A 14,835-nucleotide genomic window follows, 5' to 3' on the forward strand; every position below is an offset into this window, starting at 1 on the left:
TTTTCTTATAGGCAAATTATATGGCTGTGAACGAAAACCGCCTGGTCTGGCTGGACATGGAAATGACCGGCCTCGATCCTGAAAAAGAACGCATCATCGAGGTCGCCGTGGTGGTGACCGAGGCCGACCTGACGGTCGTGGCCGAAGGCCCCGTGCTGGTCGTGCACCAGCCGGACAGCCTGCTCGACGCGATGGACAACTGGAACAAGTCCACCCATGGCAAAAGCGGCCTGATCGACAAGGTCAAGGCTTCCACCGTTTCCGAGGCGCAGGCAGAGGATACGCTGTTGGCGTTTCTAGCGCAGCATGTGCCGGCCGGCAAGTCGCCGTTGTGCGGCAATACCATCAGCCAGGACCGCCGGTTCATGTTTGCTTACATGCCGCGCCTGGAGCAGTTCTTCCACTACCGCAACCTGGATGTCAGCACGCTGAAGGAACTGGCGCGCCGCTGGGCGCCCGCGGTCTACAAGGGATTCGAGAAGAAGAGCCGCCACGAAGCGCTGGCGGACATCTACGAATCGATCGACGAGCTGAAGTACTACCGCGAACACTTCCTGAAAGTGTAGCCGCCGCGCCCATGCCGACCGCCGCGTTCGCCTGCGAACCGCTCATCGGGGACCATCCCTCGATGGCGGCGCTGCGCGATCTGGTGGGCCGGGTCGCGCGGAGCAGGGCCAGCATCGTCCTCATCTATGGCGAAACCGGCACCGGCAAGGGGCTGGTCGCCCGCAGCCTGCACGCGCAGTCGGCGCGGGCAAGCAAGGGCTATACCGAGATCAACTGCGCCGCCATTCCGGGCAATCTGCTCGAGTCGGAGCTGTTCGGCCATGAGCGCGGCGCGTTCACGGGAGCCGTGGCGCGCAAGACGGGATTGCTCGAGGCCGCCAATGGCGGCAGCGTGTTCCTGGACGAGATCCGGGAGCTGGATCCCGTCATGCAGGCCAAGATCCTGACGCTGCTGGACAGCCGGCGCTTCCGGCGCATCGGCTCTGTGCAGGAAGTCTCGATAGACGCCAGGTTCATCGCCGCCACCAACAAGATCCTGCTGGGAGAAGTCCAGGCGGGCCGCTTCCGCGATGATCTTTACTACCGGCTGCAGGTCGTGTCGATCAATCTGCCGCCGCTGCGCGAACGCGGCGACGACGTGCTCGTGCTCGCCCGGCGTTTCCTGGACCGGTACAACGCCACCCACGGCAGCGCCTTCATTTCCATAGACCCCGAGGTCCAGCGCATATTCAGGGCCTATTCCTGGCCGGGCAATGTGCGCGAGCTGAGCAACCTGCTCGAGCGGATCTGCATCCTGGAGGATGGCGATACGGTGTTGCCGCAGCACTTGCCCCAACGCATCCTGCGCGATGCGGGCAAGCCGGCGTCCCCGCCGGCATCCCTCCAGTCCGGCGACTACGCCGAACAGACCGCCCGGTTCCAGCGCGGCCTGATCCAGTCGACCTTGCAGGCCGAGGACGGCAACCTGGGCCGCGCCGCCCAGCGCCTGGGCCTGACGCGGCATGCGTTGCGGCACCAGATGCTCAAGCTGGGGCTTGAGCGCTGAGGCCTATTCCGAGCTGATTCCGTGCTTGCGGGCGATTCCCTGCCAAAGTGACAGTTCATCCCGGACGCGGGCGCCGAATTCGGCGCTGCCCATGCGAGCGGGCACGGTGCCGTCGATATCGAGCAGCGCCGCCATTTCGGGAGATGCCGAGATTTCGTTCAACGCCGCGTTGAGCTTCTCGATGTAGGGTTGCGGCGTGCCCGCCGGCGCGAAGACGCCGACCCAGATCTGCACGGCATAGCCGGGCAGGGTCTGCGCGGCCGGCGGCAGGCCGGGAAAGGCGGGCTGGGGCGAGTCCGCGGTCGTGGCGAGCAGCTTGACCTTCTTGCCCTGGACGACGGGGGCGAGCGTGCTGTAGTTGGACAGCATGACGTCGATCAGGCCGCCCGCGAGGTCGGAAGCCGCGTTGGCGGCCCCCTTGTACGGAACGTGCGTCATCTTCGTGCCCGCGGCGTCATCCAGCATTACGGTGGCCAGGTGCGCCAGCGAGCCCACGCCCGCCGACCCGTAGTTCAGGACACCGGGCCGCTTGCGGGCCGCGTCCAGCAGTTCCTGCAGCGACCCGTAGGGCGTCTGCGCCGAAGTTGCGATCACCAGCGGGCCCTGGCCTATCATCGCGACCGGGGCGAACTGCTTCAGCGGGTCGTAGGGCAGATGCGGCTGGGTAGCGGCGGTGGTGAGAAAGGTCGAAGACGTCAGCAGCAGCACCGAGCCGTCCTTGGCCGAGCGCGCGACGTATTCGGAGCCGATCGCGCCGGCGGCGCCGCTGCGGTTTTCCACGATCACGGTACTGCCCAGCCGGGCCGCGAGCTGGGGCGCTATCGCGCGGGCGATCGCGTCGTTGCTGGCGCCGGCAGTGAATGGCACCACGATCTTGACCTGCTTGGGCACGTCCGGCCGGGCCGCCGATGCCGCGCCGCAGAGGGCGGCTCCGGCCAGGAACAACAAAGTTTCTTTTAGCGCTTTCATGAGCGGTTCTCGAAGGAAGCGAAAGGGGAAGAGCGCCGTCTCCGGCGCCCGCGGCATTCAGTCCGGCATGGGGACAGCGATGTCGAGCAGTGGCGCATATTGCTGCGCCCCGAAGATATCGCCGTCGCCCGCCGATCCGCTGGGGGCCAGCCGGTAGATCGTGAACTTGATGGCCAGGCCGGGATCGTAATGCACGAAGTCGGAAATCCGGCCGTCCTCGATCCGGTAGAGCGCCGCGACGCTGGCGCGCGTGACTGCGCCGGAGCGCTTGACGGCCTCGTAGACCGCGGGCTCGCGGAAGATGATGTCGAAGGTGATCTTGTTCACGCCCGCGTTCTTGCTGCGGATGGTCTTGGCCAGGGAGCTGAGTTTCTGGGTGTTCATGGTTTTGCCGGCTCAGGCGCCAGCCTCGGTGAGGAAGGTCGGGAAGAGTTCGCCGGCATTGTCCACCGGCAGCGTGTGGTTCAGCGTCCAGCGGTAGGCCGCGCTCGTGCGCACAACCTCATCCAGCGGGAACGACACCGAGCCGGCCGTGCCCTTCACGTCGGGCAGGCGGGCGTAGAACATCTGGCGCAGGCCGGTCAGGGTCAGTTCCTCGGCCATCTCGGCCGTGGGGGCGACCCCTTGGACCATGACGCAGAGTTCGTGTCCTGGCTGGTCCCGGAGCGGTTCCAGGTCTCCCATGACGCCATCGCGGCCGTATACCTTGTAGTGCAGCTCGTAACCCGAATCGCCGAAACGCTCGCGCACCTTTTCGCGCGCCCAGGCGATGACGCGGTCCACGTTTTCGATGGTGTAGGGATCGCGGATGCCGCATAGCCCCATGTAGCGTTCGCCGACCTTGCCGGAGCCTTCCAGCTTCACGCGGACCTGCTCCGCGGGCACGAACCGCGAACCGGTGATGCGGGTGGTCTTGTCGCTCAGCTGCTCATAGTTGCAGTGGGTCATGTCGAGCTTGCCGCCGGCGAAATACTCTTCATACGGGTTGGAGCGCTCGTACATGGCATGGCCGGCCACCGATGCGATGGTGCAGCGCTGGTCGGGATGCATGGCGGTGACGCGCACGTCCTCGGCCGAGATCTCCCCCATCACGGTTTCCTTGCCGCCGTAGGGTTCGGCGCAGAACGACGCGCACTCCAGCACCTTGCCCAGGTAATAGGCCTTGTCCGCGTCGTAGCCGCGGTGCAGCGCGGGGGCGGCGAACACCGCGGCATCCGAGCTGCGGCCGCCGACGATGACGTCCGCGCCGGCTTGCAGCAGTTCGATATAGGGATGCACGCCGGCCACCGCCACGATGCGGTCCGTGGCGTCGAGTTCCGCTTCGGTCAGGTTGGCGTAGCCGTCCAGCCCCGCCACCAGGGCGCCGTCGCGCAGCGCCTTGCGCACGCGCTCCTTGTCCACCTCCGAATAGAAGTAGCCGATCTTGAAAGGCGTCAGCCCATGCTCGGCGGCGATTTCCTTGATGAGGCGCACGTACAGGTCCACGCGGCTGTTGGAGCCGGTGTCGCCGGCGGATCCCACGATCATGGGCACGTCCAGCTTGCGAGCGGCCAGCAGCATCTGCTCGAGGTCGTGGCGCTGCCACGCTTGCGGGCTGGTGGACGTGTCGGAACCCAGAGGCACTGGGCCGACATCGTCGCTGCCCGAATCGGCGGCGATGAAGTCGGGTCCGGCGGCGACGCCAAGCTGGAAGCTTTCGGTGCGCAGCGGGGCGAATCCTAAGTGCCCGTTCGGGCAGATGATGCTCATGGAACGCATTGGTATAGTCTCTTCGGTTGAGTCGCCCGGTCCCGCTCGGACCGGCATTGCTTACAACGCAAAATGCATGCCAGGGCAAAAGCGGCGGACTCTCCCCGGAGCCGCTCCGATGACGGCCGTTTTGTCCATGAGTTGTCGGTAAATTTCCACGCAATGCGTGTATTTCACGCATGCACCTACGGGCAGGCCCCTGGGCTTGTCTCCTCAGCGCCAGGTGTTCGCCATGCAGACTTCCTATCCCGTAGCCCGGATCCGCGACGCCGAACGCCAGGCCCTGGCCGGCGGCAGGCGGCTGATGCCCTTGGCCGGGGTGGCCGCGGCCCGTTTCCTTGCCGCGCGGGCGGAGCCCGGGGCGTCCGTGTTGGCGCTGGCCGGACCTGGCAACAACGGCGGGGACGCCCTGGAGGCAGCGACCCTGCTGCGCGCCATGGGCCATGATGTCCGGGCGCTGCTGCCGGCGGGCGCGCAGGGGCTGCCCGCCGATGCCGCCCGCGCGCATGCCGGCTGGATTGCGGCGGGCGGCGCCACGTTGTCCGCGCTCGAACCGGGATTCGTGCCCAGTCTGGTCATCGACGGCCTGTTCGGCATCGGCCTGAACAGGCCGCTGGGCGCCGGCTGGCAGGCGCTGGTGGATACGGTCAACGGCTGGGGCGTGCCGGTGCTGGCGCTGGACGTGCCCAGCGGTATCGACGCGGATACGGGAAAGGCCCTGGGGCGGCCGATCCGGGCGCGCTGGACCCTGTCCTTCATCGCCCGGGCCAGGGGCCTGGCGCACGCGCCTGCGGAGGTGCTTGGCGAATTGCACGTAGATACGCTGGGCGTGACGATGCCGGACGAGGGCGGCGCCTGATCCTTATCGGCCCCGGCCCCAGCCCTGCGTTGCGCAGTGCGGGCGCCGGCCAGGAGGGAGGGCGGCGGGTGCTCGGCCTCAGGCGGGCCTGCCGCCGAAGCGCGATGCGATGTCGGCAGCCAGCGGCGCATACCGTTCGTTGTCGCGGCCGGCCAGCGTGTTCAGGTGCGTTTCCGAAGCGTCGAATACCCGCCAGTAGATGCGGCCGCAGATCTCGCGGGCCGCGTGGCCGGGCCAGTTGTCGGGCAGCATGGGGCCGGGCAGCTGTGGATCGTGCAGGACGATCCGGCGCCAATTGTGCAGCAGCATGACGCGGACGATGAACGCCTCGGACGGCGAGGGCGGGGTCTCCAGCAGCTTTTCGAGCGGGCCGAAATTTTTCGTGAACTGCCGGTATTGCTCGGCCACGTCTTCGAGGTTCCAGCATTGCGAGGCCAGGCTGGCTATCGGCAGGCCGCCGGCCCCGGCAAGGTCGCGGGCGGACAGCACCAGCGCCCGATCCGGGATGCCCAGCTTTTCGAGGATGTCGTGCGCGGCGCGCGCCTCGGTGTGGGGATGGGCGAAGAGCCCGGGCGCGATCATGCCGAACCCTTCCCAGACCAGTTCCCGGCGCAGTTCCGCGCGTTCGGCCAGGCCGTTTCCAGTGCGCGGCAGCGCGACCAGCGTCCATTCCCCGTTCCATTCCTGGGGCGCGCCTTCATAGATGCGCTGGGAGGCGTGCGCGGTATGGCGCAGGCCCTGTTCGGAAATCAGGTAGAGGCTGCGGCGCCCATGGCGTTCGGATTGCAGCCAGTTCTGCGCGACCAGCCGGAACACGCTGGTGCGCAGCAAGCGTTCATTGATGCCCAGCGGCGCCAGCAGTTCGATCAGGTCGCCCAGCCAGATGGCGCCGCCATGGGGCGCCAGGGCGTCGCCCAGCAGGCTGACGCAGAGCGATTTCGCGCGCGGCGGATCGTTCTTGATCAGGCGGGACAGGAAGCGGTCCAGGGGCGACTGAGGGTTTGCCATTAGAGGGGGCCAAGGGCGGCCGATATCGGGATCGGCAATATGATACATAAATCTAATGTGATACAGATTTGAGTTTGACAATGAATTTTTTGTATTAAATAATCCTCGTATGACATGACGGCACTGCGGAACGTTTGCTTTGCGTTTTCGCAAACCGGCTCAAGGAGACATACATGTACGCTCAACTCGTCGAAACCGGCGTCAAGCAGGTCAAGACCGCGGACCAGCTCGAAGGCCAGGAACAGGCGTTCCAGCGCCGCATCGACGACGGCATCCGCATCGAGGCCAAGGACTGGATGCCCGAGGCCTACCGCAAGACGCTGGTGCGCCAGATTTCCCAGCACGCGCATTCCGAAATCGTCGGCATGCTGCCGGAGGGCAACTGGATCACCCGCGCGCCTTCGCTCAAGCGCAAGGCCATCCTGCTGGCCAAGGTCCAGGACGAGGCCGGCCACGGGCTCTACCTGTACAGCGCCGCGGAAACCCTGGGCGTGTCGCGCGACGACCTGATCGACGACCTGCACGCCGGCCGCGCCAAGTACTCCAGCATCTTCAATTACCCCACGCTCAGCTGGGCCGACATCGGCATGATCGGCTGGCTGGTAGACGGCTCGGCCATCATCAACCAGATCCCGCTGTGCCGCTGCTCCTACGGCCCGTACGCGCGCGCCATGGTGCGGGTCTGTAAGGAAGAGTCCTTCCACCAGCGCCAGGGCTACGACCTGCTGATGCAGATGTGCCTGCACGGCACGCCGGAGCAGAAGGCCATGGTGCAGGATTCCCTCAATCGCTGGTGGTGGCCCGCGCTGATGATGTTCGGCCCGAGCGATGCCGATTCCCCCAACAGCGCCCAGTCCATGGCCTGGAAGATCAAGCTCTTCTCCAACGACGAACTGCGCCAGAAGATGGTGGACCAGACCGTGCCGCAGGCAGAGTTCCTGGGCCTGACCGTCCCGGATCCCGATCTGAAGTGGAACGCCGAGCGCGGCCACTACGACTTCGGCGAGATCGACTGGAGCGAGTTCTATGCGGTGCTCAAGGGCAACGGCCCGTGCAACCGCGAACGCCTGGCGGCGCGCGTCAAGGCGCACGAGGACGGCGCCTGGGTGCGCGACGCCCTGGTCGCCTACGCCGACAAGCAGGCCGAGCGCAAAGCAGCCTGATCCGCCTTCCGGCCCCGACTCTTCTTCACCACCATTGCAGACCGGCGCGCGCTGCGCGCGCCCGGCATTCGAGGATATCCATCATGAGCAAAGACTGGCCTTTGTGGGAAGTGTTCATCCGCAGCCAGCACGGCCTGGCGCACAAGCACGTCGGCAGCCTGCATGCCCCCGACGCCGAAATGGCGATCAACCACGCCCGCGACGTCTACACCCGCCGCAATGAAGGGCTGAGCATCTGGGTGGTGCGCGCCTCAGATATCGCCGCAAGCAGCCCGGGCGACAAGGATCCGCTGTTCGAACCGGCCAACAGCAAGGTCTACCGGCACCCCACGTTCTTCCCGATGCCCGAAGAAATCAAGCACATGTAAGGCGGCGGGGGAGACATGGACAAGACTCTGTTTGAATACCTGCTGCGCCTGGGCGACGCATCGCTCATCCTGTCGCAGCGCCTCGGCGCCTGGACCGGCCACGGCCCGATCCTGGAAGAAGACCTGGCGCTGACCAACACCGCGCTGGACCTGCTGGGCCAGGCCCGCATGTGGCTGACGCTGGCGGGCGAGGTGGAAGGCGCCGGGCGCGACGAAGACGCGCTGGCCTACCTGCGCGACGCGCACCAGTTCCGCAACGTGCTGCTGGCCGAACGGCCCAACGGCAATTACGCGGACACCATGGCGCGCCAGTTCCTGTTCGACGTCTGGCACTACTTCCTGCTGCAGCGCCTGGAGCAGTCGTCCGATGAGCGCGTCGCCGCCATTGCCGCCAAGTCCATCAAGGAAGTGACCTACCACGTGCGCCGTTCGTCGGACATGGTGGTGCGCCTGGGCGACGGCACGGCGGAAAGCCATGCCAAGATGCAGGCCGCCATCGACGACGCGTGGCGCTTCACCGGCGAGCTGTTCGCCGACGACGCGGTGGACCTGGACGTCGCCGCCCGCGGCATCGGCTGCGAGTTGTCGGCCTTGCGCCAGCCCTGGCTGGCCCATGTGCGCGAAGTGCTGGAGGAAGCCACGCTGACCGTGCCCGACGAGGCGGCCGCCAACCACCTGGCGCACCGTGGGGGCCGCCAGGGCAAGCACACCGAGGAACTGGGCTACGTCCTGGCCGAAATGCAGTTCCTGCCTCGCGCCTATCCCGGAGCCAAGTGGTGAGCACGCTCGCGCCCGTTTCCGCCGACCAGGTATACGCCTGGCTGCAGGAGGTCCCCGATCCGGAGATCCCCGTGCTGTCCGTGGTGGACCTGGGCGTGGTGCGGGACGTGTCGTGGGAAGACGGCGCCTGTGTCGTCGTCATCACCCCGACCTACTCCGGCTGCCCGGCCATGCGCGAGATCACCCAGGACATCCAGCAGACGCTGGCGCGCCACGGCATCGCCGAGGTGCGCGTGCAGACGCGGCTGGCGCCCGCCTGGACCACCGACTGGATGAGCGAAAAAGGGCGCGAAGCGCTCAAGGGCTACGGCATCGCCGCGCCCGCCGAGCGCGCCGTCGATATCTCGGGCATCAGCCGGCGGGCCGCCGGGCCCGCCATCGCCTGCCCGCGCTGCGGATCGCGCGATACGCGCCTGGTCAGCAATTTCGGATCCACATCGTGCAAGGCGCTGTATCGCTGCGTGTCCTGCCGCGAGCCCTTCGATTATTTCAAGACTCACTGAGAGCGGTTTCGAGATGAGCCAGAACCAATTCCATTCATTGACGGTGGCCTCGGTCGCGCGCAATACGCGCGATGCGGTCGTCGTCACCTTCGACCTGCCCGACGCGCTGGCGGAGGAATTCGCCTTCCTGCCCGGCCAGTACCTGACGCTGCGCACGCAGCTGAACGGCCAGGAGCAGCGCCGCTCGTATTCCATCTGTTCCGCGCCCCACGACAAGCTGCTGCGCGTGGCGATCAAGAAGGTGGACGAGGGCGTTTTTTCCAGCTGGGCCAACCACGAGCTGCAGCCGGGCCAGACGCTGGAAGTCATGGCGCCGGCAGGCAATTTCACCGTCGATTTTTCGCCGGAAAACGAACGCCACTATGTGGCGTTCGCCGTAGGCAGCGGCATTACGCCGGTGTTCTCCCTGGTCAAGACGGCGCTGTCCACCGAGCCGCGCAGCAAGTTCACGTTGTTCTTCGGCAACCGAGCCTCGTCGGCCGTGCTGTTTCGCGAAGAGATCGAAGACCTGAAGAACCTCTATATGGAGCGCTTCTCGCTGGTCTACATCATGAGCCGCGAGACCCAGGACATCGAGCTCTTCAACGGCCGCCTGGATGGCGACAAGGTCGACCAGTTGATGTCGGCCTGGATGAGCCCCGAGGATATCGATTACGCTTTTGTCTGTGGTCCGCAGACCATGACCGAAAGCGTGGTCGAGCGGCTGCAGGCCCGCGGCATTCCGAAATCGAACGTCAAGTTCGAACTCTTCGGCGCGCCGAAGGGGCCGCGCGCGCTGCGCACCGGCCAGGACGCCCGCCAGGCGCCCGGCAAGGGGCAGTGCGAGGTGACGGTGGTGCAGGACGGCCACAGCCGGATGTTCGTTATCGACAAAAACAAAGACAGCGTGCTGGACTCGGCGCTGGCGCAAGGGATAGAACTGCCGTATTCGTGCAAGGGCGGGGTGTGTTCCACCTGCCGCTGCAAGGTGATCGAGGGCGAGGTGGACATGGACGCCAACTTCGCCCTGGAAGACTACGAAGTGGCGCGCGGCTTCATCCTGAGTTGCCAGAGCTTCCCGGTCAGCGACCGCCTGGTCATCGACTTCGACCAGGAAACCTGACCCGGCCCGCGCCAGGCAGAAAAACCTATTCATCTGGAGAGACGCAGTGTCCCAAGAATTCTTCGAACGCCACCAGCCCCTGCTGGAACAAGCCATGGCCGCGGCCGCCCTGCGCGGCTACTGGAGCCCCTACGCCGAATCGCCCAGCCCCCGCAACTATGGCGAGACCGCCAATGACGACGGGCGCGCCGCATTCGAAGCCTTGCGCGGCAAGCCCTTCCCGCTGGACCTGCGCGATGCCGACGGCACAGCGGGCGGCGAGCAGTCGCCTTACGGTTTCGACCTCGGCATCACCTATCCCCACGTTCCGGCCGACAAGCTGGTCGCGTCGTCCAAGCGGGCGCTCGAAAGCTGGCGCCGCGCCGGCCCGCGCGCCTGGGTCGGCGTGTCGCTGGAAATCCTGGCCCGCCTGAACAAGCTCAGCTTCGAGATCGCCTACGCGGTCCAGCACACCACCGGCCAGGGCTTCATGATGGCCTTCCAGGCCGGCGGTCCGCACGCGCAGGACCGCGGCTTCGAAGCCGTGACCTACGCCTGGCAGGAAATGTCGCGCATCCCCGGCGTGGCCGTCTGGGAAAAGCCGCAGGGCAAGAACGACCCGATCCGCATGGAAAAGCAGTTCACCGTGGTGCCGCGCGGCGTCGCGCTGGTGATCGGCTGCTCCACGTTCCCGACCTGGAACGGCTACCCGGGCCTCTTCGCCAGCCTGGCCACCGGCAACACGGTCATCGTAAAGCCGCACCCCGGCGCGATCCTGCCTCTGGCCATCACCGTGAAGGTGGCGCGCGAAGTGCTGCAGGAAGCGGGCTTCGATCCCGACGTGGTGCTGCTGGCCGCGCATGAGGCCGGCGACGATACCGCGCAGAAGCTGGCGCTGGATCCCGCCGTCAAGATCGTCGACTTCACCGGCAGCTCGGCCAACGGCGACTGGCTGGAGAACAACGCCCGCCAGGCGCTGGTCTATACCGAGAAGGCCGGCGTCAACCAGGTCATCATCGATTCCGCGGCCGACCTGAAGGGCGTCGCGCGCAACCTGGCGTTCTCGCTGGCGCTGTACTCGGGCCAGATGTGCACGGCGCCGCAGAACATCTATGTGCCGCGCGACGGCATCCAGACGCCGGAAGGGCGCGTCAGCTTCGACGACGTCGCGGCCGCCCTCGGCACGGCGCTGGAAAAGGTCAGCGCCGACGCCGCGAAGGCCGTCGAACTGACCGGCGCCATCCAGAACGAAGGCGTTGTCGCCCGCATCGAAAAGGCGCGCGCGCTGGGCCTGCCCGTGGTTGCTGACAGCAAGACGCTTGCGCACCCGCAATTCGAGAATGCCCGCATCCGCACGCCGCTGCTGCTGCGCGCCGAAGCCGGCAACGCCGCCATCGGCCAGGAGTGGTTCGGCCCGATCGCGTTCGTCGTGGCCACGGACTCCACCGCCCACAGCATCCAGCTGGCGCGCGACAGTGTCATCCAGCACGGCGCGCTGTCCCTGTCGGCCTACACCACGGACGACGCCGTCGCCGAGCAGGTGCAGGACGCGGCCGAGGTCTCCGGCGTCTCCCTGTCGCTCAACCTGACGGGCGCAGTATTCGTCAACCAGACCGCGGCCTTCAGCGATTTCCACGGCACGGGCGCCAATCCGGCGGCCAATGCCGCGCTGTCCGACTCGGCCTTCGTCTCGAACCGCTTCCGTGTGGTGCAAACCCGCCGTCATATTTGAGCCCACCCCTGAATTGAGCCCACCCCCGAAGCGCTACGCGCTTCCCCCTTAGGCGGGCCCCCCTCAAGGGGGCGCCGCTGCGGACCGGCAGAGCCGGCTCCGCGCGGCCCGGAGAAGGTGACCTATTACCTTTGTGCGAGTGGCGCGCGCGCTATGGATAACTGACATGACCTACCAAGACATTCAATTCGACCTGTCCGGCGGCATCGCGCGCCTGACGCTGAATCGCCCCGACAAGCTGAACAGCTTCACCGCCAACATGCATGGCGAAGTGGCCGACGCGTTGACGCGTGTGGAAACCGAAGGCGCGCGCGTGCTGGTGCTGACGGGAGCCGGCCGCGGCTTCTGCGCCGGCCAGGACCTGAGCGAGCGCAAGCCCGCCGCCGACGGCACGCCGCCCGACCTGGGCGAGACCGTCGACAAGTTCTACGGCCCGCTGGTGCGCCGCGTGAACGCCTTGCCCATGCCCGTCGTGGTGGGCGTGAACGGCGTGGCCGCGGGCGCGGGCGCCAACCTGGCGTTCGCTGGCGACATCGTCATCGCCAAGGCTTCCGCCACGTTCATCCAGTCGTTCTGCCGCCTCGGGCTGATCCCCGACACCGGCGGCACCTTCGTGCTGCCGCGCCTGGTGGGGCGCGCCCGCGCCATGGGCCTGGCCATGCTGGGCGACAAGCTCAGCGCCAAGCAGGCCGAAGAGTGGGGCCTGATCTGGCAATGCGTGGCGGACGAGGAATTCGACGCCGCGCTGGAACGCCTGGCCCAGCACTTCGCCAAGGCGCCGACCAAGGGGCTGGCGTTCACCAAGCGTGCCATGCAGGCCAGCCTGGCCAATGACCTGTCCACCCAGCTCGACCTTGAGCGCGACATGATGCGCGAACTGGGCCGCAGCGCGGACTACGCGGAGGGCGTGGCCGCCTTCCTGGGCAAGCGCGAACCGCAATTCAAGGGGCAATAAGAATGAACGCACACGTACCCGCGGTCGAAGTGCCGGCCGATCCCCAGGAGCTGGCGCAGGCCGTCGGCACAGTCATGTTTGCGGGCGATGCGGCGTCGCAGGGCCTGGACATGAAAGTCGAGGAAATGGCGCCGGGCTATGCGCGCCTGACCATGCGCGTGCGCGCCGACATGCTGAACGGCCACAAGACCTGCCACGGCGGATTCATCTTCGCCCTGGCCGATAGCGCCTTCGCCTTCTCCTGCAATTCGCGCAACGTCAGTACCGTGGCCTCGGGCTGCACCATCGACTACCTGGCGCCGGGCTTCGAGGGAGACCTGCTGACCGCTGTGGCCCAGGAGCGCTCGCTCGCGGGGCGCACCGGCGTCTACGACGTAACGGTCACCAACCAGGAAGGACGCAACGTGGCCTTGTTCCGGGGCCGTTCGTACCGCATCAAGGGTCAGATCGTCGGAGTTCCCCCGGACGCCTGAGCCAACCATCCAACCAAAGACAAGGCCGCCGGCCCGGCCGTGCGCGCGCGGATTTCCCCGCGTGCCGCGTGACCGGGCTCCGCGCAGAGAGAGAATTTCAGGAGAGAGATAACCATGTCCAACACCATGAGCAAGCCGGGGCTGGACCCCATCGAGCATGCCAGCCAGGATGAGTTGCGCGCCTTGCAGCTGGAGCGGCTGAAGTGGTCGCTCAAGCATGCCTACGAGAACGTCCCGCACTACAAGAAGGCGTTCGACGAAGCCGGCGTCCACCCCGACGACCTGAAGCAGCTGTCCGATATCTCGAAGTTCCCCTTCACCACGAAGAAGGAACTGCGCGAGAACTACCCCTTCGGTATGTTCGCCGTGCCGCGCGAGCGCATCTCGCGCATCCACGCCTCCAGCGGCACCACCGGCAAGCCGACGGTCGTGGGCTACACCAAGGGCGACCTGGACAACTGGGCCAACCTCGTGGCGCGCTCGATCCGGGCGGCCGGCGGCAAGCCCGGCGACACGATCCACGTCGCGTACGGCTATGGCCTGTTCACGGGTGGCCTGGGCGCGCATTACGGCGCGGAACGCCTGGGTTGCACGGTCATCCCGATGTCGGGCGGGCAGACGGAAAAGCAGGTGCAGCTGATCAACGATTTCCGCCCGGACATCATCATGGTCACGCCCTCCTATTTCTGCAATATTCTGGAGGAACAGCGCCGCCAGGGGATTGACCCGCGTCAAAGTTCGCTGCGCATCGGAATCTTCGGCGCCGAGCCCTGGACCGGCCAGATGCGCGCCGACATCGAGGCCGAGGCCGGCATCGACGCAGTCGACATCTACGGACTGTCCGAAGTGATGGGGCCCGGGGTGGCCAGCGAATGCGTCGAGACCAAGGATGGCCCGGTGGTCTGGGAAGACCATTTCTACGCCGAGATCATCAATCCGGACACGGGAGAACCCGTGGCCGAAGGCGAGCCTGGCGAGCTGGTGTTCACCTCGCTGACCAAGGAAGCGATGCCCATCATCCGCTACCGCACGCGCGACCTGACGCGCCTGCTGCCGCCGACGGCGCGCAGCATGCGCCGCATCGGCAAGATCACGGGGCGCAGCGACGACATGCTGATCGTGCGCGGCGTGAACATGTTCCCCACGCAGGTGGAAGAGCTGGTCCTGAAGATCGCCCAGCTGGCGCCGCATTACCAGCTGGTGCTGTCGCGCACCGGCAATATGGACGAGCTGGAAATCCTGACCGAATTGCGCGCCGAGTTTTCGACGCTTTCGGATGCCGAGCGCGCGAACCTGGGCAAGCAGCTCCAGCACGCGGTCAAGACGCACATCGGCGTCAGCGCGCGCATCCAGGTGTCGGATGCGGGCCATGTGGAACGCACGCTGACCGGCAAGGCGCGCCGCGTGATCGACAAGCGGCCGAAGTAATAGGGCCCCCACGCTGCGCGCTACGCGCTTGCTGCCCCCCAAGGGGGCTGGCCCGCCTTGGGGCGGCCCGGCGCGGCGGGCCGCCATTCTTGCGGAGGCAGTGGATGCTCCCCCCATGCCGCGCACGCTACGCGCACTTGCTGCCCTCCAAGGGGGCTGGCTGTATGGACCGGGGACATGGGTAACAGGTGTACGAGGACATAGGTGACACTTTT

Annotated in this window: 16 protein-coding genes; 12 read left to right on the forward strand and 4 right to left on the reverse strand. The window is 66.7% G+C overall.

Features of this window, described 5'->3' with window-relative positions; genetic code table 11:
• Positions 1 to 20: 20 nt before the first annotated feature.
• Together orn and JL37_RS07575 are read left to right on the forward strand one after the other, a co-directional pair.
• Positions 21 to 566, forward strand: a complete 546-nt coding sequence (gene orn, locus JL37_RS07570; protein WP_043543026.1) for an oligoribonuclease — start codon at positions 21 to 23, stop codon at positions 564 to 566.
• A gap of 11 nt (positions 567 to 577) precedes the next feature.
• Positions 578 to 1,552, forward strand: a complete 975-nt coding sequence (locus JL37_RS07575; protein ID WP_043543027.1) for a sigma-54-dependent Fis family transcriptional regulator — start codon at positions 578 to 580, stop codon at positions 1,550 to 1,552.
• A 3-nt stretch (positions 1,553 to 1,555) separates the two neighbouring features.
• Here the strand turns inward: JL37_RS07575 and JL37_RS07580 are convergent, their stop codons facing one another.
• Genes JL37_RS07580 through JL37_RS07590 form a run of 3 tightly spaced genes read right to left on the reverse strand, consistent with a single transcriptional unit; the run spans position 1,556 to position 4,279 of the window.
• Positions 1,556 to 2,521 carry a tripartite tricarboxylate transporter substrate-binding protein gene (locus tag JL37_RS07580; protein ID WP_043543028.1) on the reverse strand — a complete coding sequence of 322 codons (966 nt, stop codon included), beginning with the start codon at positions 2,519 to 2,521 and terminating at the stop codon, positions 1,556 to 1,558.
• A 57-nt stretch (positions 2,522 to 2,578) separates the two neighbouring features.
• Positions 2,579 to 2,905, reverse strand: coding sequence for a DUF4387 domain-containing protein (locus JL37_RS07585; protein WP_043543029.1), 327 nt, complete (start codon positions 2,903 to 2,905; stop codon positions 2,579 to 2,581).
• Between the two features lie 12 nt (positions 2,906 to 2,917).
• Positions 2,918 to 4,279, reverse strand: coding sequence for an acyclic terpene utilization AtuA family protein (locus JL37_RS07590; RefSeq protein WP_043543030.1), 1,362 nt, complete (start codon positions 4,277 to 4,279; stop codon positions 2,918 to 2,920).
• A gap of 223 nt (positions 4,280 to 4,502) precedes the next feature.
• On the opposite strand from JL37_RS07590, the gene JL37_RS07595 reads away from it, so the two are divergent.
• Positions 4,503 to 5,129, forward strand: coding sequence for an NAD(P)H-hydrate epimerase (locus tag JL37_RS07595; protein WP_043543066.1), 627 nt, complete (start codon positions 4,503 to 4,505; stop codon positions 5,127 to 5,129).
• A 78-nt stretch (positions 5,130 to 5,207) separates the two neighbouring features.
• On the opposite strand, the gene paaX is transcribed toward JL37_RS07595, so the two are convergent.
• Positions 5,208 to 6,137, reverse strand: a complete 930-nt coding sequence (gene paaX / locus JL37_RS07600; RefSeq protein ID WP_043543031.1) for a phenylacetic acid degradation operon negative regulatory protein PaaX — start codon at positions 6,135 to 6,137, stop codon at positions 5,208 to 5,210.
• Positions 6,138 to 6,310: 173 nt separating this feature from the next.
• Between paaX and paaA the strand changes: the two genes are divergently transcribed.
• The 9 genes from paaA to paaK all read left to right on the forward strand — a co-directional run bounded on the left by paaA (position 6,311) and on the right by paaK (position 14,620).
• Entirely contained in the window at positions 6,311 to 7,300 is a 990-nt protein-coding gene (paaA, locus tag JL37_RS07605; RefSeq protein ID WP_043543032.1) for a 1,2-phenylacetyl-CoA epoxidase subunit PaaA, read from the forward strand.
• A gap of 83 nt (positions 7,301 to 7,383) precedes the next feature.
• Positions 7,384 to 7,668: a 1,2-phenylacetyl-CoA epoxidase subunit PaaB gene (gene paaB / locus JL37_RS07610; RefSeq protein ID WP_043543033.1), complete on the forward strand. Its 285-nt coding sequence runs from the start codon at positions 7,384 to 7,386 to the stop codon at positions 7,666 to 7,668.
• A 15-nt stretch (positions 7,669 to 7,683) separates the two neighbouring features.
• On the forward strand, positions 7,684 to 8,448 hold the full coding sequence (paaC, locus tag JL37_RS07615) for a 1,2-phenylacetyl-CoA epoxidase subunit PaaC (protein ID WP_043543034.1): 765 nt from the start codon (positions 7,684 to 7,686) through the stop codon (positions 8,446 to 8,448).
• Positions 8,445 to 8,951: a 1,2-phenylacetyl-CoA epoxidase subunit PaaD gene (gene paaD, locus JL37_RS07620; RefSeq protein WP_043543036.1), complete on the forward strand. Its 507-nt coding sequence runs from the start codon at positions 8,445 to 8,447 to the stop codon at positions 8,949 to 8,951. Before paaC ends, paaD begins: the two co-directional genes overlap by 4 nt.
• Before the next feature lie 13 nt (positions 8,952 to 8,964).
• Complete coding sequence (gene paaE / locus JL37_RS07625) at positions 8,965 to 10,053, forward strand: 1,2-phenylacetyl-CoA epoxidase subunit PaaE (RefSeq protein ID WP_043543037.1); 1,089 nt, start codon at positions 8,965 to 8,967, stop codon at positions 10,051 to 10,053.
• 46 nt (positions 10,054 to 10,099) lie between these two features.
• Positions 10,100 to 11,764: a phenylacetic acid degradation protein PaaN gene (paaN, locus tag JL37_RS07630; RefSeq protein WP_043543039.1), complete on the forward strand. Its 1,665-nt coding sequence runs from the start codon at positions 10,100 to 10,102 to the stop codon at positions 11,762 to 11,764.
• A 166-nt stretch (positions 11,765 to 11,930) separates the two neighbouring features.
• Entirely contained in the window at positions 11,931 to 12,719 is a 789-nt protein-coding gene (gene paaG, locus JL37_RS07635) for a 2-(1,2-epoxy-1,2-dihydrophenyl)acetyl-CoA isomerase PaaG (RefSeq protein WP_043543040.1), read from the forward strand.
• Between the two features lie 2 nt (positions 12,720 to 12,721).
• Positions 12,722 to 13,192 carry a hydroxyphenylacetyl-CoA thioesterase PaaI gene (gene paaI / locus JL37_RS07640; RefSeq protein WP_043543041.1) on the forward strand — a complete coding sequence of 157 codons (471 nt, stop codon included), beginning with the start codon at positions 12,722 to 12,724 and terminating at the stop codon, positions 13,190 to 13,192.
• Between the two features lie 114 nt (positions 13,193 to 13,306).
• Positions 13,307 to 14,620 carry a phenylacetate--CoA ligase PaaK gene (gene paaK / locus JL37_RS07645; RefSeq protein WP_043543042.1) on the forward strand — a complete coding sequence of 438 codons (1,314 nt, stop codon included), beginning with the start codon at positions 13,307 to 13,309 and terminating at the stop codon, positions 14,618 to 14,620.
• The last annotated feature ends 215 nt before the right edge of the window (positions 14,621 to 14,835 follow it).

It is taken from the genome of Achromobacter sp. RTa (assembly GCF_000757485.1).
In the GTDB taxonomy this organism is placed as follows: Bacteria; Pseudomonadota; Gammaproteobacteria; order Burkholderiales; family Burkholderiaceae_B; genus Achromobacter.